The sequence below is a fragment of the Mesonia ostreae genome (assembly GCF_031845265.1).
GTDB classification, from domain to species: domain Bacteria; phylum Bacteroidota; class Bacteroidia; order Flavobacteriales; family Flavobacteriaceae; genus Mesonia; species Mesonia ostreae.
Genome location: NZ_JAVRBG010000001.1, coordinates 281,553 through 303,153 on the forward strand (window position 1 = coordinate 281,553; position 21,601 = coordinate 303,153).

Below are 21,601 nucleotides of genomic sequence, written 5' to 3' on the forward strand. Positions count from 1 at the left end.
TCTAGTCTGTCAGCTGCTCTTTAAAGCCTTCTGTCATAAATTCTTTGGCTTTGTTTTGTTCATCTAAATACGTGTAATAAACTTCAATATCTTTCACTCGCTTTAAAAATGCTATTGTTTTCTCGTGCCCCATCGCCATAATCGTAGTTGCGTACGCATCGGCCTCTGCACAAGTTTTAGCAATCACCGAAGTACTGGTGATATTGGTTTGCTCTGCTTTTCCGTTTAAGGGATTGATGGTGTGTACATATTTATTTCCGTTAAGGCTATCTATCCTAAACTTTCTATAATTACCACTAGAAGCCAAGGATTGATTTTTTAGCTTCAACGCATGGGTGTAGCTGCGATCTTCCAACTCAGAGTCGATTCCTTCAACACCCACCATCCAACTTTTATTTTTCTCGGTATTTTTTCCTTTAGTTCTAATTTCTCCTCCCAATTCAATCAGGTAATTTTCAATTCCTTTCTGTTCCAAGAACTCTCCAATTAAATCTATACCGTAGCCTTTTGCTATAGCGTTAAAATCCAAATAAATATTTCTATTATCTTTACGGATTTGATTTTCTTCCGTTAAACGGATGTTAGAAAAACCTACCAAGAGCCGAAGAGAATCTAAAACCTTGCCATCTATTTTTTTTACTGGCTCGTCATCCCCAAACCCATATGCATTACGCAATACCCCAACTGTAGGATCAAAATAACCTTCACTTTCTTCATGAATTCGCTGGGAAAGCTTTAAAACACGAACAAAAATCGCATCTACGACAATCGTAGAATCTCCTTCATTAACTTTAGAAATATCACTCGTGGGTAAATACGTACTCACAGATTGATTGACTTTTTCTACTATAGAATCTATTTGCATTCCATAATCTTCTTGCTCATAATACTTGATATGATATTCGGTACCAAAGGCATTTCCGTTAAGGTAAGTTCCGCTTTGTTCTGTTTCTTGGCAAGAAATAAAAACTAGAATAGCAAATAAGCTGAATAGATGTTTCATTATACTTGTTTTAATCCAGGATATAATTGTGCGAAATCTTCGTCTTTAATTACGGGTCGTTCAAAATCCTCTCCATGCCCCAAACCTACAGCTGCATAAAAGGTAGTAGCATCAAACTTCTCCCCATGATCTTTTACCTTTTGAACTAATTTTTTATCCATGTCAGAAACTTTCTCGGGATGACAGATTGCTCTTACGATCACAAAGCTCATTTGCTTTCCCTTTTGAACCACAAATTGGGGGTTTCGTTTTAATTTTGAATTGACGGCAAGAAATTCATAGTCCTGTGCTTCTAAATCCTTTCCTACTATATTCATGGCGAGATTATGTAACTCTTGCGCAGTTAATTTTTCTTTCATTCTGCAAATATAAGAAGCATTTTTACATTAAATTACTTTCTATAAAAGAACTTGCATACGTCAAAAAAAGTCTAACAAACTGTTAATTAGCACTCTAAATATGGTTTTTCCATATTTATAATTTAACTTTAAGAGTAAACTAAAGCTTATGAAATTACCTAAACGAACAGAAAATGCCCTAGATAAGCTATATACTGCTTTTCACAAAGGCGATTTAATTCCAGATTGTCATGCGCATTGCGCCGTGGGAAACATTTGTGATAACACTACTGCGTGGCAACATTTGACAGAACATCACGGATCTGGAAAACTTAGTTATGTAGGAATAGTTCATCAAAGATTGGGTAGGAAATTTTTTGGTTTTAGTCCGGTAGAGTTATTACAAATCGAGCAAGAATTCTTATCGGGTTGTGGGCATTCTCTTCCTTTATATTATTTAAGTCGAAATGATCAGTTAAATCAAGATGATTTATTTGCAGGTTTGACTAAAGTTGTGGCTTATTTATGCCAATTAGAGAACATTAGCAATGTGATGGATTGTTCCTTACTATTTGATTATAAGCCAGAAACGTCACAGGCTGAGGAAATCTTGCAAGAGGCTTAAAGATGATCAACCTAAAACTACAGAAAGTAAAAATGAAACTTAAATAGTTGAAAAGAATCAATCTTCTGATTGCTTTTTCAATAGGTATATCGCATTACTTATTTATTTCTGACTTCCAATTCAGTTTGAACTTCGCCTTCAAATTACGATTTCACACACCCCTAATTTTCCTCGGAATAGCTTTCTCGTAAAACTTGCTCCTTACTTCGATGGAGCTTGGCACATGCTTTTAAATGGGGAAGTTTAACAATAAGGATATGAAAATGAGAGATTGAATCCTTCAGAAAAAACAATAAAAAAAAAGCCGCTTCAAAAAAAGCGGCTTTTGCATTTTATCCTCCGAAATCATCGAAGCGAATATTTTCATCTGGCATTCCAAAATCTTCTCCCATTTTTTGAACCGCTTGGTTCATCAATGGAGGCCCACAGAAGTATAATTCAATTTCTTCTGGTTCGTCATGTTTAGATAAATATTGGTCAATTACCACTTGGTGAATAAATCCAACAAAACCATCTCCTTCAGAATTGATATCTTCTTTTACTTTCCAATTATCTTCTTCCGCAGGTTCCGATAAGGCTAAATAAAATTTGAAATTAGGGAAATCTCTTTCTAATTCTCTAAAGTGCTCAATATAGAACAATTCTCTTTTTGAACGCCCTCCATACCAATATGTAACTGTTCTTCCTGTTTTCAGGGTTTTGAACAAGTGATAAAGGTGTGAACGCATAGGTGCCATTCCTGCTCCTCCTCCTACATATAACATTTCTGCTTCAGACTCGTTAATAAAGAATTCCCCAAAAGGTCCAGAAATTGTTACTTTATCTCCTTCTTTACAGTTAAAGATATAACTAGAAGCAATACCAGGGTTTACGTTCATCCATCCACCTTTAGCGCGATCAAATGGAGGTGTGGCGATACGCACATTCAGCATAATTTCTCTTCCTTCCGCAGGATAAGAAGCCATCGAATAAGCACGCTCTACAGTTTCGTCGTTTTTCATCACCAAGGGCCACAATTTAAATTTCTCCCACTCGTCTTGAAATTTATCTGGTGTTTCATGTTCTTCTGGGTGCGCCGTGATATCCATTTCTTCAAACTTAACCTCACACGGTGGAATTTCGATTTGAATATATCCTCCTGCTTTATAATTCATATCTTCTGGAATACGCACTACAAATTCTTTAATAAAAGAAGCTACATTATAGTTACGCACTACCGTTGCTTCCCATTTCTTAATTCCGAAGACTTCTTCTGGAATGTGAATATTCATATCTTGTTTCACTTTTACCTGACAAGATAATCGAGCACCATCTTTTAATTCTTTTCTAGAAAAGTGAGGAGTTTCTGTAGGAAGAGCTTCTCCTCCACCTTCTAAAACGTGACATTCACATTGAATACACGTACCTCCACCTCCACAAGCAGACGGTAAAAATATTTTTTGATTTCCTAAAGTAGATAATAAAGTACCTCCAGAATCCACTTCGATCTTCTTCTCATCATTAATGGTGATCGTAACTGGACCTGATGGAGAAAGCTTTTGTTTGGTGAATAAAAGTAAACCAACCAATAATAAAGTAAGAACCAAAAAGGCCGCCACGGTTGCAATAATTACTCCTAATGTGCTTGTTGCTAAAAACATACTCTTAATTCGTATTAGATTCTGAAACTACAAAGGTAGTTCCCGAAGATTGTACATCGCTCTCTTCTATGGTTTCGTTAAAACCAACATTCTCTGGATTACCGTCTAAAGAAGGTGTTTCTTCATCTCCTCCTGTTAACATTCCTCCAAAGCTCATAAAACCAATGGCCATTAATCCTGTAATGATAAAGGTAATTCCTAAACCTCTTAATGCTGGGGGAACATTACTATAACGAATCTTCTCTCTAATGGCTGCAATAGCTACAATCGCCAAGAACCATCCTATTCCAGAACCAAAACCATAATTAAGCGCCAAGCCTAAAGTAGCAATATCTCTAGATTGCATAAATAGGGAACCTCCTAAGATTGCACAGTTTACTGCAATAAGAGGTAAGAAAATACCCAATGAATTGTATAGAGACGGAGAAAATTTTTCTACCACAATCTCTACCAATTGTACCATCGTTGCAATAGTTGCGATAAATAAAATAAAAGAAAGAAAACTTAAGTCGTATTCGGCATATTCAGCGCCAAGCCAAGACAAAGCTCCTTCTCTTAATATGTATTGGTCTAACAACCAGTTTAAAGGAACGGTAACAGTTAATACAAAGATTACGGCTGCTCCCAAACCAACGGCGGTAGTAACTTTCTTAGATACGGCTAAGTAAGAACACATTCCTAAGAAATATGCAAATACCATGTTATCTACAAAAATGGACTTAAAAAACAATTCTAAATGTTCCATATGATTTTATTTTATAGCTAGTGTGCTATTAATTTTCTTCAATTAATTCTTTATTTCTGCTTCTCTGAACCCAGATAATAATCCCTACTACGATCAAAGCCATTGGAGGCAATACCATAAAACCGTTATTTTCATAACCGAAGGCATACAATCCTGTTTTTTCTACAGAATCTCCCAACACTTTGAATCCAAATAAAGTACCCGAACCAAAAAGCTCTCTAAAGAAACCAACAATAATTAAGATTAAACCGTAACCTGCTGCATTCCCAATTCCGTCAAGGAAAGATCTCCAAGGCCCGTTTCCTAGAGCAAAAGCTTCAAAACGTCCCATAATAATACAGTTGGTAATAATTAACCCAATAAAGACTGATAGTTCTTTACTTAGCTCATAAGCGAAAGCTTTTAGGACTTGGTCTACAATAATCACCAAGGTTGCTACCACTACTAATTGAACAATAATTCTAATCTTAGAAGGGATAACATTTCTCATTAAAGAAATTACAACATTCCCTACTCCTAATACAAATATTACAGAAATCGCCATTACAATAGACGGCTTTAATTGCGCCGTAATTGCTAGTGCAGAACAAATACCTAATACCTGAATGGTAATTGGGTTATCATCTGCTAATGGGTCTGTAATTAATTTGGCATCCTTTTTTGATAATAGTCCCATGGCTTACTTATTTAATTTTTTAAAATAGGGTACATACAATTTGATATCCTTTCTTAACATAGCTGCAACTCCGTCTCCAGTAATAGTAGCTCCTGCAATAGCATCTACCGCATTGTCTGAAGTATCTTCATTCTTTGGATCATTATTTCCTTTGGCGACTTCGATGCCTTTAAAAGCATTTCCGTTTAAAAATTTCTCACCAGTAAAATCATCCATAAAATAACGCTGCTTGATCTCTGCACCCAATCCTGGAGTTTCACCTTTGTGATCATAATAAACGCCTTGTACCGTCATTGATTTATCTACGGCTACAAAGCCCCAAATTGCATCCCAAAGTCCTTTTCCTCTAACAGGTACGATGTAAATTTCTTTACCATCTTTCTCTGCTACGAATAAAGGAAGTCTTCTTTCATAAGAATCATCTTTCGCTTTGGTTTCTTCTTTCTTTAGGTCGATAAGATAGGCTTTATCATCTTCGGTCACCTTATCACCTTGAATTACTAATTGCTTTTTGATGTAGGTATTAAATTCATCTTCTACCTCATTGGTAGAAATAAAAGCTACATCGTTAGCACCTTCATTATTATTTACGCCCATAGCGTAAAGAATATTTTGTTGCTTCTCGTATTTTTCGTTTGCTTTAATCATAGGTTTTAATCCACTAGAGAATCCCGCTAGCAAACTTCCTACAACCACCACCATAATAATAGCAAAAATGATGGTATAGCTATTTTTATCTGTATTTATTGCCATGGTTATGCTGTTTTAACTTTTAGACGTTTTTGTCTTCTCTTAATATTTCCTTGAAGAACATAATGATCTATAGTAGGAGCAAAAACGTTCATTAATAAAATTGCTAAGAAAACTCCTTCTGGATACGCAGGATTAAAAACGCGAATCATAATAGAGATAAACCCTATAAGGAAACCGTAAATCCATTTTCCTTTATTGGTTTGTGAGGCACTTACTGGATCTGTAGCCATATACACCGCTCCAAATAAAATACTTCCTATAATTAGATGCTGCCAGAAAGGAACATTCATCAAGCCATAGAATTTAGAAGATTCTTCTATCCATCCTGCACTTATAACTCCGTTGAAAACAAGTCCCATTACTAAAGCTCCAACTAAAGTGCTTAAAATAATTCTCCAACTTCCTACTTTCGTAAAGATTAAAAATAAAGCTCCGATGATAATTAATAGTTTGGAAGTCTCTCCCACAGAACCTGGTATAAAGCCAAAAAACATATCCTGTAAACTATACATTACTTCTTGATTCTGGGCATAACTACCTAAGATCGTTTCTCCCGAAATAGCATCTAGATTTGCTCCGCCAGCAATTTCTTTAGAGCGCTCTACAGCGCCGTGAACCCATACTTTATCTCCACTCATCCACGTTGGATATGCGAAAAATAAGAAAGCACGAATGGTCAATGCGGGGTTGAGAATATTCATTCCCGTACCGCCAAATACTTCTTTTCCTATGACTACACCAAAAATTATCGCTACGGTAAGCATCCATAATGGAATATCTACGGGCACGATAAGTGGCACTAACATTCCTGTTACTAAGTAACCTTCTTCTACTTCGTGACCTTTAATTACAGCGAATAAAAATTCAACTGCGAGACCTACTCCGTAAGAAACAATTACCAAAGGTAAAATGGTGAAACATCCCATAAGGAAATTATCCATCGTAAAAAAGTTTGCCCAAGGCGCTGCTCTTAAACTTTGGTCAATGGCCGCGTAATGCTGGTAACCTGCGTTAAACATCCCAAATAATAAACAAGGAACCAAGGCTAAGATTACCGTATTCATGGTTCTCTTTAAATCGTCTGCTGCACGTATGTGCGCTCCAGAATGCGTAGTTTCGTTGGGCAGGTATAAAAAAGTATGTAATGCATTAAATGCAGGAGCCATCTTCTTGCCCTCGTACTTTTTCTTTAGCTTATGTAAATTCTCTTTCAATCCCATAATACTATCCTATTTCTTTATACATTAAATCTAATCCTTTTCTAATAATCTCTTGATGTGGTTGTTTAGAAACACACACAAATTCAGTAAGAGCAAAATCCTCTGGAGCTACCTCGTACATTCCCATGGCTTCCATTTCATCTAGATCTTGAACCATACACGCTTTGAGAATTTGTAATGGATATATATCTAAGGGAAAAACCTCTTCATAATTTCCAGTAAGCACAAAAGCTCTATGTTCCCCGTTAGTATTGGTATTTAATTCATACTTTTTATTAGGCTGCATCCAAGAGAATGTTAATGCTCTAGAAGTAGAAATTTTATTAAATACAGGTTTATTCCATCCAAAAAATTCATAATCGTCTCCTTCAGGGATCACGGTAATCATATTTGCATAGTATCCTAGAAAACCATCCATTGGTTCTTTAGTGCCGGTAAGTACGTTTCCATTAATGACACGTACATTATCTTCAGTAAGACCAGCATCTTTTACAATTCCGTTAAGGTTCATTCCTAGAGGAGCACGGTAATACTTTGGAGTTTTTACACTAGATCCTGCCACAGCAATCACCCTTTCAGGATTAAATCTTCCTGTTAGTAATAACTCACCAATAATTACCAAGTTTTGAGCCTCTAAAGTCCAAATTGTTTCTCCCTTATTTACCGGAGCCAACATTCCTATTTGTGTTCCTACATTCCCAGCGGGATGCGGACCTGCCACAGAGTGCAACTCAATATTTCTCATGGAAGAAAATATTGAAGATTTTTTATCTCTAATTCCCACGTGTACCTTTCCTGTAGTCATTTTTGACAAAGCAGTTAAAGCGGCTTGTAGTTCTTTTTCTCTTCCTTTTAGCACAAAATCATAATCTGGAGCTAGCGGAGCTGAAGAAAAACCTGAAATAAATATATCTCTAGGAGCCGTTTCTGGATCGGCAATAACATCATAAGGACGTTGTTTAATAAACGGCCAAACTCCACCTTCCAAAAGTCTGGATTTGATTGTTTCACCATCAGAAGAATCTACACTTAAAGAACCAAAATCGGTTACTTCTTGCTGCGCATCTGCTTCGATAACAATCTTTAAAATTACCCTCTTTGCTCCACGTTCAATTGCGGTTAAAGTACCACTTATGGGAGAGACAATTTTAATCTCTTTATTAGCTTTAGAATAAAAAATGGGATCTCCCACCTTTACTTTTGCTCCTTCTTTAACCAACATTTTAGGAGTGACAAGGTGAAACTCTGATGGTCTTATTGCAAAAGTCTTCGATTTTGATGCGTTAGAGATGGTTTTTTTTGCCTCCCCTACTAGCCGCAAATCTAGACCTTTCCTAACTTTAATGTCTTTTGACATAATCCTGTATAAGTTAATATTCGCGGTTGCAAATTTAATAATTAAATCCTCTATTTGCTCCAAAGTTAATTACAAGTTAACTATTTATACCCATTCTAAATAACTTATTTTTACGCTCTTATATTACTTCCGTGAAAACGGCACATTTTGTGTATATTTAAACCCAATTATTCTATACGTTTATGAGACACTTTTTGACAGCCATCTTAGTTTTACTTTTTTGTCCCCTGCAGGCGCAAGAATTAGAAACTACTCCACCAGAATTTATTCGAACCATTCAGTTTCAAGGGGAGCAAGAGTTTACAGGAACACCAATTATAGCGTTAGGACAACCTATTCGCTTAGAGTTTGATGATCTCATAGGAGATGAAGCCGATTATTTCTACACTATAGAACATTTCAATTTCGATTGGACGCCTTCAGATTTAGCTAAGACTGAATTTATGAGTGGCTTTGACGATGTTCGCATCTTAAATTATGAGAATTCGTTCAACACCCTTCAAATTTACTCTCATTACAACTTGAGCATTCCCAACAAAGACACCCGAAGACTTAAAGTGAGCGGAAATTACATGATTAAGGTATGGGATGAAAACAGAGATTTGGTATTTTCTAGAAAATTTATGGTGTATGAAGATATCGCATTGGTTAAAGTGGAAATTAAACGCTCCAGAAATTTAAAGTATATCGCCACCAAACAAATAGTAAATTTTTCGATTGACGGAAGTGATAATATTTTATTTAGAAACCCAAATCAGAATTTAAAAACACTCGTGATTCCCAACAATAATTTGCAAAAATCAATTTACGACCTAAAACCTCAATATTCTGTAGGAAACGAACAAATTTACAAATACGATCAAGAAGCTGCCTTTTGGGGTGGCAACGAGTATATATATTTCGATAATAAAGATGTGCGCGGTTCTACTATGAATATTCGCTCTATCGAATTGTTAGACATTTACAATACCTATTTATTTGCAGACAAAGTTAGAAAATTTGAACCTTACACCTACAATCCAGATATTAATGGAAATTTTGTAGTCAATACTTTGCAAGGAGATAACGACAAAATAAGGGCAGAATATACTTGGGTGCATTTTTATTTAAACAATTATGAGCGTTTAAACGGGGGAGAGATTCATATCTACGGAAACTTTAATAACTACAGTTTGGACGAATCAACCAAACTTACCTACAATTCAAAAAAAGACATTTACGAAACCAAACGACTTTTTAAACAAGGTTTTTACAACTATAAATATGTATTGCTAGAAAAAGACGGTACGATTAACGAAGGCTATTTTTCTGGAAACTTTGACGAAACTGAAAACCAATATACGGTTCTCGCTTATTATAAAGAACTTGGCGGGAGATATGATAGAATTGTTGGCATAGGAAGCGCTTCTAGCCGAAATATAACCAACTAAATAATTCAAATTTTACTTTAAATACGTTAGGATGACTATTTTAAATGTAATTTTTGATTGAAATTCCCTACTAAAGAAATACAAAGAAAATCAGAAACTTAGAAAAGCATTCTTTGTTGATGATTTTAAATACTATATTTATTTTTTGATTAAGAGATTATGATTCAACAAGTAACACGCGGCATTAAGATTTCTGTAAGGACTAGTTTTAAAGGTACTTACCTTAAAAATTATAAGAAAAACTTTGCTTTTTCTTATCGAATTACTATCGAAAATCAAAGCAATGACTCGGTGCAACTCAACTCGCGTTTCTGGAGAATTAAAGACGCTTTAAATAAAAATGAAATTATTGAAGGTGAAGGTGTTATTGGTAAAAAACCTGTAATTAAGCCTGGAGAATCGCACACTTATAGTAGTGGCTGTCTTATCACTTCTCCGTTTGGATCTATGAGCGGGCATTACAATATGGTTAATTTTACATCTACCAGAAAGTTTAAAGTATTAATTCCTTCGTTTAAGTTAAGCGCTCCATTTGCGATAAATTAGGACTCGTTTACTACTAAGAACTTAAATGCTAGATATGAAATATGAGCTCTCAAATATCAAGTGCAACAATTAGCCTGGCACCTTACTACTCCCATAAAAAGTCAATTGTTAATTTTTAAAATTAGTTTTCTCTGCGGATTCTAAAATTGTCTTCTTCTGAAATCTTGAATTAATTCAGTAAAAAAATCAATTTAAACTGATGATGGATTAATTTCTAACAAACTAATTTCTTTGCTGCTCAACTCCTCAAATTGAAGTGTTTTTTGATTTAGTTTAATGACTGCCTGAGTGATACTTGTTGTCTTTAACTCTCCGCGATCTATAATTAAATCTCCTCTCTTCTGATGATGAAAATCCCAAATTTCTTTTTCAGCAATGTTTTGATGGCTTTTTAAGAATTCTTCCCAATACTGTTCTCTTTCTTTCCGCTGCTGCGGATTATAAGTCATTGCCGCCGACCAGATTTGTGGTTTTATCGCTTCGGCAAATAAATGCTTCTTTTTGCCATCCCAAACCCAACGCCAAATTTGAAGTTGTTTTTTATAATCGATGCTAATCAGCGTAAAAGGTTCTACGCCTTTTAAATCGAAAGATTCAAAAAAGTCTTGAATTTCATCAGTTTTTAGTGCCTCTTTTACCACAACTCCTCTACTCAATTTATATGTAGACTTTCGTTGATGGGATTCAAAACCACCATTCATCAAACAAACCAAACGTTGCTGAGAACTAAAACCCACCCAAGTTCCTCCTGCAATTTTATCTTTAGGGTAATAGAGATCTACTTCATCTTCAAAATAGTGTTGAGGCGCCAACGTTGGTCTGTGAATAGATTCATCTCTACTGGATGTAAAAATGAATGAATTCTCTTCCGCTAAAAGCGGAAAAAAAGTTAGAGTACACATAATTGATTATAAGTTGCCAAATTAACTAAACTATTTATACTAAATACTATCCTCATTAAAAATTTAATTCTTTGCAGCTCAATCTGTTTAATTTGAGATTAACACAACTTAAGAAAACCTTAGGCTTAAACCAAAATCAAGTCGGTTTATTTTCCCTATATTTATGGCCGAAAATAATTTACAAAACATTAAAAACAAAAATATTATGGGTAAAGGATTTTTTCACGTTCCACCAGCGGTAAACGAGCCTATTAAAAGCTACGCGCCAGGAACACCGGAAAGAGAAGAAGTATTACTTACATATAAAGATATGTACAATGCAAAGGTAGATGTACCTCTTTATATTGGTTCTGAAGAAATAAGAACTAAAAATACAGCGACTATACATCCTCCACACGATCACAAACACAATTTAGGAGTATACCATTTAGCTGAAAAAAAACACATCAACAAAGCGATTGATGCTGCATTGGAAGCTCGCCACAAATGGGCAAAACTTCCTTGGGAACAACGCGCGGCAGTATTTTTAAAAGCAGCCGATTTAATTGCAGGTCCATACCGCCAGAAGATGAATGCTTCTACGATGATTGGACAGTCTAAAAATGTATTCCAAGCAGAAATTGATTCGGCCTGTGAAATCGTTGACTTTTTACGTTTTAACGTAGAATATATGACACAAATTTATGATGAGCAACCAGAATCTGACGAATCAGCTTGGAACCGCGTAGAACATAGACCTTTAGAAGGTTTTGTATATGCAATTACTCCGTTTAACTTTACAGCAATTGCTGGAAATTTACCTGCTGCTCCTGCTTTAATGGGTAATGTAACAATTTGGAAGCCTAGTGCTTCGCAAATGTTTTCTGCAAAAGTATTGATGGATGTTTTCCAAGAAGCTGGAGTGCCAGATGGAGTAATTAATATGGTGATGGGAGATGCTGCTATGATTACAGATACAATTTTGGATAGTCCAGATTTTGCTGGAGTTCACTTTACAGGAAGTACAGATGTATTTAAAGGTTTATGGTCTAAAATTGGTCAAAACATCGATAAATATAAAACGTATCCAAGAATTGTAGGAGAAACAGGAGGAAAAGACTTTATAATGGCTCATCCTTCTGCAAATCCAAAAGAGGTATCTACTTCTATCGCAAGAGGTGCATTTGAATATCAAGGTCAAAAATGTAGTGCTGCTTCTAGATGTTACATTCCTAAAAGTATGTGGGATGAAGTAAAAAGCAATTTAGAAGAAGACCTTGGTTCTTTCAAGATGGGATCTCCTGAAGATATGGGTAACTTTATTAATGCCGTTATTCACGAAAAATCTTTTGACAAGTTAGCCAAGTATATTGATCAAGCTAAAAAGGATAAAGATGCTGAAGTAATTATTGGTGGAGGATACGATAAATCTAAAGGTTACTTTATTGAGCCAACAGTGATTTTAGCTAAGAAGCCTAAATATAATACGATGGAAACCGAACTTTTTGGACCTGTAGTTACTATTTACGTTTACGATGATGCTAAGTTCGAAGAAACTTTGCACTTAGTAGATGACACTAGTATTTACGCATTAACTGGAGCAATTTTCTCTAAAGATCGTTATGCAGCGGCCTTAGCAACAGACATTTTACAAAATTGTGCGGGTAACTTCTACATTAATGATAAATGTACAGGAGCTGTAGTAGGAAAACAACCTTTTGGTGGTGCTAGAGCTAGTGGAACCAATGATAAAGCAGGATCTAAACTAAACTTACTGCGTTGGTCTTCTCCGCGTTTAATTAAGGAAACCTTTGTACCAGCTACAGACTATAGATATCCTTTTATGGGTGAATAATCCTCTCTCTCTGATATAACAGATGAAAAAACCTGCTTTTGAGCAGGTTTTTTTTGTTTCTAGACTTTTATATCAAAAATTATTATCCTTTATATTTCATAGGAAGATAAACGACGCTCTTCGTTTCAAAAAAATCTTCTTTAAAATAATCGCTCAACGGATGTATTTTTGCCGTTTGATAGATGGAAAGTTCTTCGGTTAAATCTCCGCCTTTTAAGTATAAAATTCCGTTTTTTAACTCGTGCTTATTTTTCTTCGCTATTTTTCCTTTTACCCAACGTACAAAAGTTTCCATTTGCGCTACGGCTCTACTTACAATAAAGTCATATTGTCCGTTTATTTCTTCCACACGACAATTAAAGGTTTTTACATTTTCTAAACCTAAACCTTCAGCAACTTCATTCACTACTTTAATTTTCTTACCGATGCTATCTACCAAATGAAATTCTACTTCAGGAAATAAAATAGCAAGAGGAACTCCAGGGAAACCGCCACCAGTTCCTACATCCATCACTTTACTATCCGGTAAAAAAGGCTGTACTTTGGCAATTCCTAAAGAATGCAATACGTGTCGCGTATAAATTTCGTCAATATCCTTTCTAGAAACCACATTAATTTTTAGGTTCCAGTCTTTATACAAATCTTTTAAACGCGTAAATTTATCTTTTTGATCTTCCGTTAAGTCGGGAAAATAGGTAGTGATTTCTTCCAACATTTTTTTTTGCAAATATAGTATTGTTTATGATTTTGTAGCTTTATGTTTTACGAATCCTGAAGATCTCTTACTGCTTTTTGATGTTCCATCTCTCCTTTCCAGTTTCGTTCTCGTTGGTTCAAGTTTAAAAATGTTTCCGCTTTACCGTACATCGTAATAATATCATGGGGCTTTATAAAAGAGCTTCCATTGGGTGAACCTACATAATCCCCTTCTTCAGGCTGTATTCCTAAAACGATAATTCCTTCTTTGCGTAACTCTAAGTCGATAAGTTTTTTGTTCCCCAACCAACTTTCTTCATCTACCCGCAACTCAGATATTCTGTAATCATCGGCTAAATGAAGTACAGAAGCGTAATCCTTAACATCTATCTTGGTATATTTCTTTAAAGCTCTACTAATTATTTTAGACAACCATCGATCTACCACAGAGCTTCTTATCGCCCACCAAACAAAACTTATCCCTACTACAATTATAACTAAACCATACAGCAAAGAGCTGGTAGTATTAGGAAGCACAAACGCTAAAATTAAAGTAGACATAGTGGTCACGATCCCAGCATTTCCTATGAGCATCAAGGTATAAATAATTTTTCTGCGGACAGGAAAATTCATAATTTTTTCGGATTCTTGGGTGGTAAAGCCTGAACCTGTATAAGCCGATCTGGCTTGAAATCTAGCGCTTTCTGTAGAAAGTCCCGTATGCGCTAAGGCGATAGCTGCCACACGAGTAATCAGTGCAGAGAGACTCACAATAACAAATAAGGATATGGCTGGGATCATAACTTTAGAAATTTATAAAAATAAATCATAATCTTTTAAGTGTAGTAGATTAAACTAACAAAAAACAATTAAAAAACAAATTTTCAGTTATATTTAAACCTATAGTTTATGAAAGGACATGCTTTAATAAGCAGATAAATTCTTAAATTTGAATTCTCTTACCCAAGACAGATGAAAGAACAAGTTATTAAATTCTCCAGAATAGATTCCGCAAAGTTTTTTAGAACTTTAAATAAAAGAGTCAATCGTTATTTTAAAGATAATGAAATCTCAAAAACCGGAAACTGGAAGCTTCACCTAAAGACCATCGTGATGTTTTCGCTTTTCCTTACGCCCTATTTTTTAATTCTTACACTAGACATCTCCCAATGGTGGATGCTTTTACTCACCATCGTGATGGGAGTTGGTATGGCTGGCGTAGGAATGAACGTGATGCACGATGCTAATCACGGGGCATATTCTTCCAAAAAATGGATTAATAAAGTGATGGGAAGTAGTATGTATATTCTTGCCGGGAATGTGTACAACTGGCAAGTACAACACAATGTATTACACCATACTTACACCAATATTCACGGTCACGATGAAGATTTAGAAGCAGGAAGAGTTATCCGCTTTAGCGAACATTCTAAGTGGAGGAAAATTCATAGATTTCAACAGTATTATTCGGTGTTACTTTACGGATTGCTTACGTTTAATTGGGTACTTACTACAGATTTTAAACAGACTCACCGCTACTTAAAGAAAAAATTAGCCTACGGAAAACTTCCTAGTCCTTTAAAACAGTGGAGTACTATTGCCATTACCAAAACTCTCTATATTGCTATTTGGATTGTCATCCCAATGTTATTTATGAGTATTGCTTGGTGGAAAATTCTACTTGGTTTTTTCATAATGCACTATACCGCAGGACTTATTTTAAGTATTGTTTTTCAATTAGCGCACGTGGTAAAACAAACCGAAATGCCTTTACCAGACGACCAAGGCTCTATGAAAAATACGTGGGCCATTCATCAATTGTTTACTACGGTTAACTTCTCTACCAATAATAAGGTAGTTAATTGGTTTACTGGCGGTTTAAATCACCAGGTAGAACATCATATTTTTCCTAATATTAGTCACATTCATTATAAAAAGATTTCAAAAATAGTAAAGGAAACCGCCCAAGAATGCAACCTTCCTTACCACGAATATAAAACCACTAGAGCAGCAATTATAGCCCATTTCACCCATTTAAAAGAAATGGGAATGAAGCCTACAATTACAGCCTAAAAATTTTTAATATTTATGCAAGAGCAATTATCTGACAGAATTAATAGATTAGAAACTTCGGCTACATTAGCCATGGCTGCAAAAGCCCGAGAGTTAAAAGTAGAAGGCAAAAACATCATAGGTCTTAGTTTGGGAGAACCCGACTTTAATACGCCAGATTTTATTAAAGATGCGGCTATCCAAGCCATTAACGACAATTACAATTCGTATACACCTGTCGATGGTTATGTAGATTTAAAAGAAGCCGTGATTCGTAAGTTTAAAAGAGACAACCGTCTTAGTTATGATAAATCACAAGTGGTGGTTTCTACGGGAGCCAAACAAGCCTTAGCAAATGTAGCGATGGTTTGCTTAAATCCTGGAGACGAAGTTATTTTACCTTGCCCGTATTGGGTGAGTTATAATGATATCGTAAAAATTGCTGAAGGTGTGCCAGTAGAAGTGCCTACGACTATCGAAACCGATTTTAAAATGACGCCCCAGCAATTGGAAGCTGCCATTACGCCAAAAACCAAAATGTTATGGTATAGTTCTCCCTGTAATCCAAGCGGAATGTTATACAGCAAGGAAGAGTTAAGAGCTTTGGCCGATGTCCTAAAAAAGCATCCTCAAATTATTGTGGTAAGTGACGAGATTTACGAACACATCAATTTTGTGGGCGATCACGTTTCGATGGCCGAATTTGAAGATATGTACGACCGTACCGTAACCGTAAACGGAGTTTCAAAAGCATTCGCAATGACGGGGTGGCGTATTGGTTATATTGGCGCGCCCAGTTATATTGCAAGAGCCTGCACGAAGATTCAAGGACAATTTACCAGTGGTGCCAATTGTATTGCCCAACGCGCAACGATTGCAGCATTAGATGCGCCTGTAAGTAAGATTTCTTTTATGATAGATACGTTTAAAGAACGTAGAAAACTTATTTTAGATTTATTAAACGAGGTTCCTGGCTTTAAATGTAATGCGCCTCAAGGTGCTTTTTATGTTTTTCCCGATGTCTCGGAATTGTTTGGAAAAAGCTACAATGGCACAACCATAAATGATGCTACAGATTTGAGCATGTATTTATTAGAAGTAGCCGAAGTTGCTACCGTAACCGGGGCAGCCTTTGGAGATCCTAACTGCTTAAGACTTTCTTACGCCGCTAGTGAAACTGAAATAAAACAAGCGATTAAGCAAATAAAAGCCGCTTTAAGCTAGAAAAATTTAGTAATTAGTATTTAGTAGTGAGAGGTTAGAGGTGAGTATTTCACTTTTAATTTCTCACTTGTAGTTTTTACCACCACCTTATTCTATTTTCTATTCTCTTGAATTTTTTAGTTTTATAGCCTGTTCTTTCATCCTGAATCTGTTTCAGGGTCTCACTAATAGCTTACGTATCAACTTCATGATATTCTTCACGCCATTTCATTCGCTCTGAATGACAGTTTCTTCTGTTCGTTTTTATTCCGAAGTAACTATTTTTTAACTTTTCACTTTTAGTTTTTCACTTTTAATTTATCACTTTTCACTTCTAACTCACTACTGTCATTCCGAAGAAGGTACGACTGAGGAATCTTTATGTTTAAAGCAATAATCCATATTAATGATTTGAAAAAGCGAGAATGAGATTCTGAAACAGTCCCGCCCGAATGGATTCAAGTCGGGCAGGTTCAGAATGACAGTTTTTTTTTAGTTTTTATTCCGAAGTAACTATTTTTTAACTTTTCACTTTTAGATTTTCACTTTTAGCTTTTCACTTCCACATTGGTCTATTTTCTATGCTCCATATTCTATTCTTATTCACCTCTCATCGTATCTCTAGGATTATTTATACTCTAACTTATAGAGCTTAATGCTTATTTTGTCTGAAATTTGATCGTTCACGACCATTGTTTTGTTTTTACCTTTTATAAAGAGGTCATAATTATCTGTACAAAAATATTTATCTCCGCTTTTTGTCGTAATCAAGTCCAGTTTCTTTTTTTCAACCAATTCTAGTTTAGTTTCAGCATCCACCAAATCATATTCAAAGCAAAATTGTGCTTTTGTTCTGTTCATACTTCTACTAACACCTGCTAGACTGGGTTTGCTAACATTGCCACGATACAAAACTTCATCTTCATACACCACTTCATATTCATAGGTGACCAAATTATTTTTTACCGAATTGGTCAAATCTTCATCGGAATGATTGGAAGAAAAACCTTGAGAAATATTTTCTTCCAAATATTCTACTTCTCCCTCAGTAACTTCTACTCTTTCTATGCTTTGCGCATTAGTAAAGTGAAATGTAACTATTAGGATTAAAGTTGCTATTGTATTTTTCATAGGTCTATTTTAATAGGTTATTACTCATTATATAAAGTCAAATATACCTATTTCATATTTCTTCTGCGGATTAGTACTTTTATACTTTAGCTAAAGTTTTCATAAAGAATATCAGATAAAATTATAAAAGCCTTGTTTTTTATGATTGGAAAAAGCGAGAATGAGATTCTGAAACAGTCCCGCCTGAATGAATCCACTTCGGGCAGGTTCAGAATGACAGTTCTTTTTTAGTTTTTATTTCGAAGAAAGAAATCTTTAGATTAACGATTGTAGATTGTGGATTTTTCACTTTTCACTTTTAGCTTTTCACTCACTACTGTCATTCCGAAGAAAGTACGACTGAGGAATCTTTCTCTTTAAAGTAAAAGTTTTTTTTATGATTTGAAAAAGCGAGGATGAGATTCTGAAACAGGTTCAGAATGACAGTTCTTTTGTTAGTTTTTATTCCGAAATAAATTTTTTTAACTTTTCACTTTTAGTTTTTCACTTTTCACTTTCCCCATTAGTCTATTTTCTTTTCCCCTACCTATTCCTCCAAAAGAAAGGAGTTAAAATAATAAGCACCGTAAAAAGCTCTAAACGACCAATGAGCATCAAAAAAGCACACCACCATTTTCCGGCGGAAGGTAAGACGTCAAAATTATTCACCGGACTCAAAGCTCCGAATGCCGGACCTATATTTCCCAAGGAAGAAGCTGCACCTCCAATAGCCGTAGAGAAATCTAAGCCTAAAGAAGCCAAGCCAATGGCTCCAATAATAAAGGCTAACATATACAAAATAAAAAATCCTAAAATATTAAATACAATCTTCCCCTGAATGCTTTTTCCGTTATAACGCACTGGTAAAATTGCATTGGGGTGTAGGGTTCGTTTAAATTCGGTGATCCCATTACGAATCATAATGATATGACGTACCACTTTTACCCCTCCTGAAGTAGATCCTGCAGATCCTCCCAAGAAAAACATCCCGAAAAAGAAAATGGTCAAAAAGGGTGTCCACATCGTAAAATCGGCACTTACAAAACCTGTAGTAGTTATGACAGACAACACCTGAAATAGCGCGTGTCTAAAAGCACTTTCTGCCTGTCCCCAAACCATGGGATGCTCTATAGAAGACAGACCAACATCTGCATTAAAGTAAATAAGCAAAGCTGCAATAAGCGTAAAAGAACTCACAAATATAAAGTACCATTTAAATTCTTCATCTTTCAAAATACGCTGTACTCTCCCTTTAAAAGCAAAGTAACTCATCACAAAATTCATTCCTGCCAGAAACATAAAGGCAATAATGATGTACTGAATAATAGGTTTATGATTCCAATATGCGACACTAGCGTTTTTAGTAGAAAAACCACCTGTAGAAAGCGTACTTAGAGCGTGGTTTGCAGCATCAAACATATTCATGCCTGCTACTTTAAGCAAGATTGTTTCGGCTACCGTGTAACCAACATAAATAAACCATAAACGTTTGGCAGTGTCTGTAATACGAGGTTTGAGTTTATCGGCGCTGGGACCAGGAGCTTCAGCAGCAAAAAGTTGCATTCCTCCAATTCCTAATAATGGTAAAATGGCAACGGCAAGAACAATAATCCCCATTCCGCCAATCCAATGCGTTAAACTACGCCATAATAAAACCCCTTTCGGGATAACTTCAATATCATTTAAAATTGTTGCTCCCGTAGTGGTATAGCCAGACATGGTTTCAAAAAAAGCATTGGTAATAGTGGGAATAGATTCTGTAAACAAATAAGGCAACATTCCGCTAAAAGCCATAAAAATCCAACCGAAGGTCACAATAATATAACCTTCTCGCTGTTTCATTTCCTTTTGGTAATCCCTAGTTAGAAACATCAACAACACACCAATAAGCATAGTAGTAATAGACGCAGCTGCTATTTGTATGGTCACACCGTCTGCATAATACCAACTTACCAATGTTGCTAACATCATAAAACCTCCATTGCAAAGCAATAAAAGTCCCATAATATGCACAATAATCTTAAGATTGAGTTTTGGCATTAGGAAAATAGTTTTTCTACCTTATGTATAGATCTTGGCAAGCAACAAACTACTACGCGGTCGCCTTCTTTTACCAAAAATTCTCCCAACGCAATAATGCCTTCCCCTTGTCGTACCACTCCGCCCACAATAGCCGAACGCGGTAAATTTATATCTACAATTTTTGTATTACAAACTTTAGAATCTGGACTTACAATAAATTCTAGCAGCTCTGCATTCATATTATTAAGTTTGGTCATCGCTACTACCTCTCCTTTTCTTACATACCTAAAAATATTATTCGCTGCTAAAAGCTTTTTATTAATCAGGGTATTAATTCCGATGGAATGACTTAGCTGAAAATAATCCATATTTTCTACCAAAGCGATGGTCTTTTTAACGCCTTTAGATTTTGCTACCAGACAAGACATAATATTGGTTTCTGAATTTCCTGTCACGGCAATAAATGCATCCATATCATGAATATTCTCTTCTTCAAGAATCCCTACATTTCTTCCGTCGCCATTAATTACCAATACTTTAGGCATTTCATCTGCCAGCTCAAAAGCTTTACCGTGGTCTTTCTCTACCAGCTTTATATTAAATTTGGCATCGCTAAGCACTTTAGAAGTTTGTGCTCCAATTTTGCTTCCGCCAAGAATCATAATGTTTCTAATTTCTTGTTTTACTTTACCTGTAAGCTTATAAAGTTCTTTTTCACCATCTGCCGTAGTAATAAAAAAGACTTGATCTCCTTCTTTAAACTGCGTATCTCCTCTAGGAATAAGAGTGTACTGCGTACCAAATCGCTGAATAGCAATAGGTACAAATCGCAAACTTGGAAAAATTAAAGCTGCATCTTTAACTGTTTTGCCTACAAAAGGAGCATTTTTAGAAAGTTTAAAACCAATCATAGAAAGCGCACCTTCATCAAATTGAAAGTTCTCATTAAATGCAGATTGATTGATTAACAGTTCTATTTCTTTTGCCGCTAAAGATTCGGGAGAAATAAGTTCATCGATCCCAAATTGAACAAACCCGAGCTCTTCTTTATCCTCAATAAATTCGGTATTAGAGATTCTTGCTATAGTTCTTTTTGCCCCCAACTGCTTGGCCAATACGCAAACGGTAATATTGGTGGTTTCACTGCTGGTAACACTTACAACAAGATCTGCTCCTTTTATTTGCGCCTCTTTAAGAATCTTCATAGAAGTGGCATCTCCCTTTATCGTTCTAATATCTAGGTGCGTATCTGCATAACCTAGATTAACTTTGTTATTGTCGATTAAAGTGATATCCTGCGACTCAAAAGAAAGTAGTTTTGCTAAATGAAAACCAACTTCTCCTGCACCAGCAATAATTATCTTCATAAAAAGTGAAATTTTGGCTGAACAAAGATAGGTCTTTTTAAAAAAAAATGGCAAAATCAACCGAAGCAATTTTTCAGTGCTT

20 protein-coding genes are annotated in these 21,601 nt (G+C 35.5%); 6 read left to right on the plus strand and 14 right to left on the minus strand.

Features of this window, described 5'->3' with window-relative positions:
• Position 1: 1 nt before the first annotated feature.
• Both RLT85_RS01410 and RLT85_RS01415 read right to left on the minus strand, forming a co-directional pair.
• Positions 2-1,003, minus strand: coding sequence for an FAD:protein FMN transferase (locus RLT85_RS01410; RefSeq protein ID WP_311400256.1), 1,002 nt, complete (start codon positions 1,001-1,003; stop codon positions 2-4).
• On the minus strand, positions 1,003-1,362 hold the full coding sequence (locus RLT85_RS01415) for a DUF8840 domain-containing protein (RefSeq protein ID WP_311400257.1): 360 nt from the start codon (positions 1,360-1,362) through the stop codon (positions 1,003-1,005). The genes RLT85_RS01410 and RLT85_RS01415 overlap by 1 nt, the downstream gene beginning before the upstream one ends.
• A gap of 148 nt (positions 1,363-1,510) precedes the next feature.
• On the opposite strand from RLT85_RS01415, the gene RLT85_RS01420 reads away from it, so the two are divergent.
• Positions 1,511-1,966: a Na(+)-translocating NADH-quinone reductase subunit F gene (locus tag RLT85_RS01420; protein WP_311400258.1), complete on the plus strand. Its 456-nt coding sequence runs from the start codon at positions 1,511-1,513 to the stop codon at positions 1,964-1,966.
• A gap of 332 nt (positions 1,967-2,298) precedes the next feature.
• Here the strand turns inward: RLT85_RS01420 and nqrF are convergent, their stop codons facing one another.
• From nqrF to RLT85_RS01450, 6 genes are read right to left on the minus strand one after another with little or no spacing between them, the layout of a single operon-like run.
• Positions 2,299-3,606, minus strand: coding sequence for an NADH:ubiquinone reductase (Na(+)-transporting) subunit F (gene nqrF / locus RLT85_RS01425; protein ID WP_311400259.1), 1,308 nt, complete (start codon positions 3,604-3,606; stop codon positions 2,299-2,301).
• A 4-nt stretch (positions 3,607-3,610) separates the two neighbouring features.
• Positions 3,611-4,351 (minus strand): NADH:ubiquinone reductase (Na(+)-transporting) subunit E, encoded by a 741-nt coding sequence (nqrE, locus tag RLT85_RS01430; protein ID WP_311400260.1) that lies wholly within the window; start codon positions 4,349-4,351, stop codon positions 3,611-3,613.
• A 28-nt stretch (positions 4,352-4,379) separates the two neighbouring features.
• On the minus strand, positions 4,380-5,027 hold the full coding sequence (locus RLT85_RS01435) for an NADH:ubiquinone reductase (Na(+)-transporting) subunit D (RefSeq protein WP_311400261.1): 648 nt from the start codon (positions 5,025-5,027) through the stop codon (positions 4,380-4,382).
• A 3-nt stretch (positions 5,028-5,030) separates the two neighbouring features.
• On the minus strand, positions 5,031-5,780 hold the full coding sequence (locus RLT85_RS01440) for a Na(+)-translocating NADH-quinone reductase subunit C (RefSeq protein ID WP_311400262.1): 750 nt from the start codon (positions 5,778-5,780) through the stop codon (positions 5,031-5,033).
• 2 nt (positions 5,781-5,782) lie between these two features.
• Positions 5,783-7,000, minus strand: a complete 1,218-nt coding sequence (locus tag RLT85_RS01445) for an NADH:ubiquinone reductase (Na(+)-transporting) subunit B (RefSeq protein WP_311400263.1) — start codon at positions 6,998-7,000, stop codon at positions 5,783-5,785.
• A 4-nt stretch (positions 7,001-7,004) separates the two neighbouring features.
• The gene (locus RLT85_RS01450) at positions 7,005-8,357 is read right to left on the minus strand and encodes a Na(+)-translocating NADH-quinone reductase subunit A (RefSeq protein WP_311400264.1); all 1,353 of its coding nucleotides are present in this window, start codon (positions 8,355-8,357) and stop codon (positions 7,005-7,007) included.
• 182 nt (positions 8,358-8,539) lie between these two features.
• Between RLT85_RS01450 and RLT85_RS01455 the strand changes: the two genes are divergently transcribed.
• Together RLT85_RS01455 and apaG are read left to right on the plus strand one after the other, a co-directional pair.
• Positions 8,540-9,787, plus strand: a complete 1,248-nt coding sequence (locus RLT85_RS01455; RefSeq protein ID WP_311400265.1) for a type IX secretion system plug protein — start codon at positions 8,540-8,542, stop codon at positions 9,785-9,787.
• 159 nt (positions 9,788-9,946) lie between these two features.
• Entirely contained in the window at positions 9,947-10,333 is a 387-nt protein-coding gene (apaG, locus tag RLT85_RS01460; RefSeq protein WP_311400266.1) for a Co2+/Mg2+ efflux facilitator ApaG/CorD, read from the plus strand.
• A 191-nt stretch (positions 10,334-10,524) separates the two neighbouring features.
• On the opposite strand, the gene RLT85_RS01465 is transcribed toward apaG, so the two are convergent.
• The gene (locus tag RLT85_RS01465) at positions 10,525-11,235 is read right to left on the minus strand and encodes an NRDE family protein (protein WP_311400267.1); all 711 of its coding nucleotides are present in this window, start codon (positions 11,233-11,235) and stop codon (positions 10,525-10,527) included.
• Between the two features lie 205 nt (positions 11,236-11,440).
• On the opposite strand from RLT85_RS01465, the gene pruA reads away from it, so the two are divergent.
• On the plus strand, positions 11,441-13,069 hold the full coding sequence (pruA, locus tag RLT85_RS01470; RefSeq protein WP_311400268.1) for an L-glutamate gamma-semialdehyde dehydrogenase: 1,629 nt from the start codon (positions 11,441-11,443) through the stop codon (positions 13,067-13,069).
• A gap of 82 nt (positions 13,070-13,151) precedes the next feature.
• Here pruA and rsmG read toward each other — a convergent pair whose 3' ends face one another.
• Entirely contained in the window at positions 13,152-13,784 is a 633-nt protein-coding gene (gene rsmG / locus RLT85_RS01475; RefSeq protein ID WP_375712320.1) for a 16S rRNA (guanine(527)-N(7))-methyltransferase RsmG, read from the minus strand.
• Positions 13,785-13,831: 47 nt separating this feature from the next.
• Positions 13,832-14,566, minus strand: a complete 735-nt coding sequence (locus RLT85_RS01480) for a TrkA C-terminal domain-containing protein (protein WP_311400269.1) — start codon at positions 14,564-14,566, stop codon at positions 13,832-13,834.
• A gap of 171 nt (positions 14,567-14,737) precedes the next feature.
• Here RLT85_RS01480 and RLT85_RS01485 point away from each other — a divergent pair, with 171 nt between their 5' ends.
• Together RLT85_RS01485 and RLT85_RS01490 are read left to right on the plus strand one after the other, a co-directional pair.
• A complete protein-coding gene (locus tag RLT85_RS01485) occupies positions 14,738-15,838 on the plus strand; it encodes a fatty acid desaturase family protein (RefSeq protein WP_311400270.1) in 1,101 nt (366 codons plus the stop codon).
• Positions 15,839-15,853: 15 nt separating this feature from the next.
• On the plus strand, positions 15,854-17,041 hold the full coding sequence (locus RLT85_RS01490) for a pyridoxal phosphate-dependent aminotransferase (RefSeq protein WP_311400271.1): 1,188 nt from the start codon (positions 15,854-15,856) through the stop codon (positions 17,039-17,041).
• Positions 17,042-17,647: 606 nt separating this feature from the next.
• Here the strand turns inward: RLT85_RS01490 and RLT85_RS01495 are convergent.
• The 3 genes from RLT85_RS01495 to trkA form a co-directional block, all read right to left on the minus strand.
• Positions 17,648-18,151 (minus strand): hypothetical protein, encoded by a 504-nt coding sequence (locus tag RLT85_RS01495; RefSeq protein WP_311400272.1) that lies wholly within the window; start codon positions 18,149-18,151, stop codon positions 17,648-17,650.
• A gap of 522 nt (positions 18,152-18,673) precedes the next feature.
• Positions 18,674-20,170, minus strand: coding sequence for a TrkH family potassium uptake protein (locus tag RLT85_RS01500; RefSeq protein WP_311400273.1), 1,497 nt, complete (start codon positions 20,168-20,170; stop codon positions 18,674-18,676).
• On the minus strand, positions 20,170-21,519 hold the full coding sequence (gene trkA, locus RLT85_RS01505) for a Trk system potassium transporter TrkA (protein WP_311400274.1): 1,350 nt from the start codon (positions 21,517-21,519) through the stop codon (positions 20,170-20,172). The genes RLT85_RS01500 and trkA overlap by 1 nt, the downstream gene beginning before the upstream one ends.
• Positions 21,520-21,601: the final 82 nt, after the last annotated feature.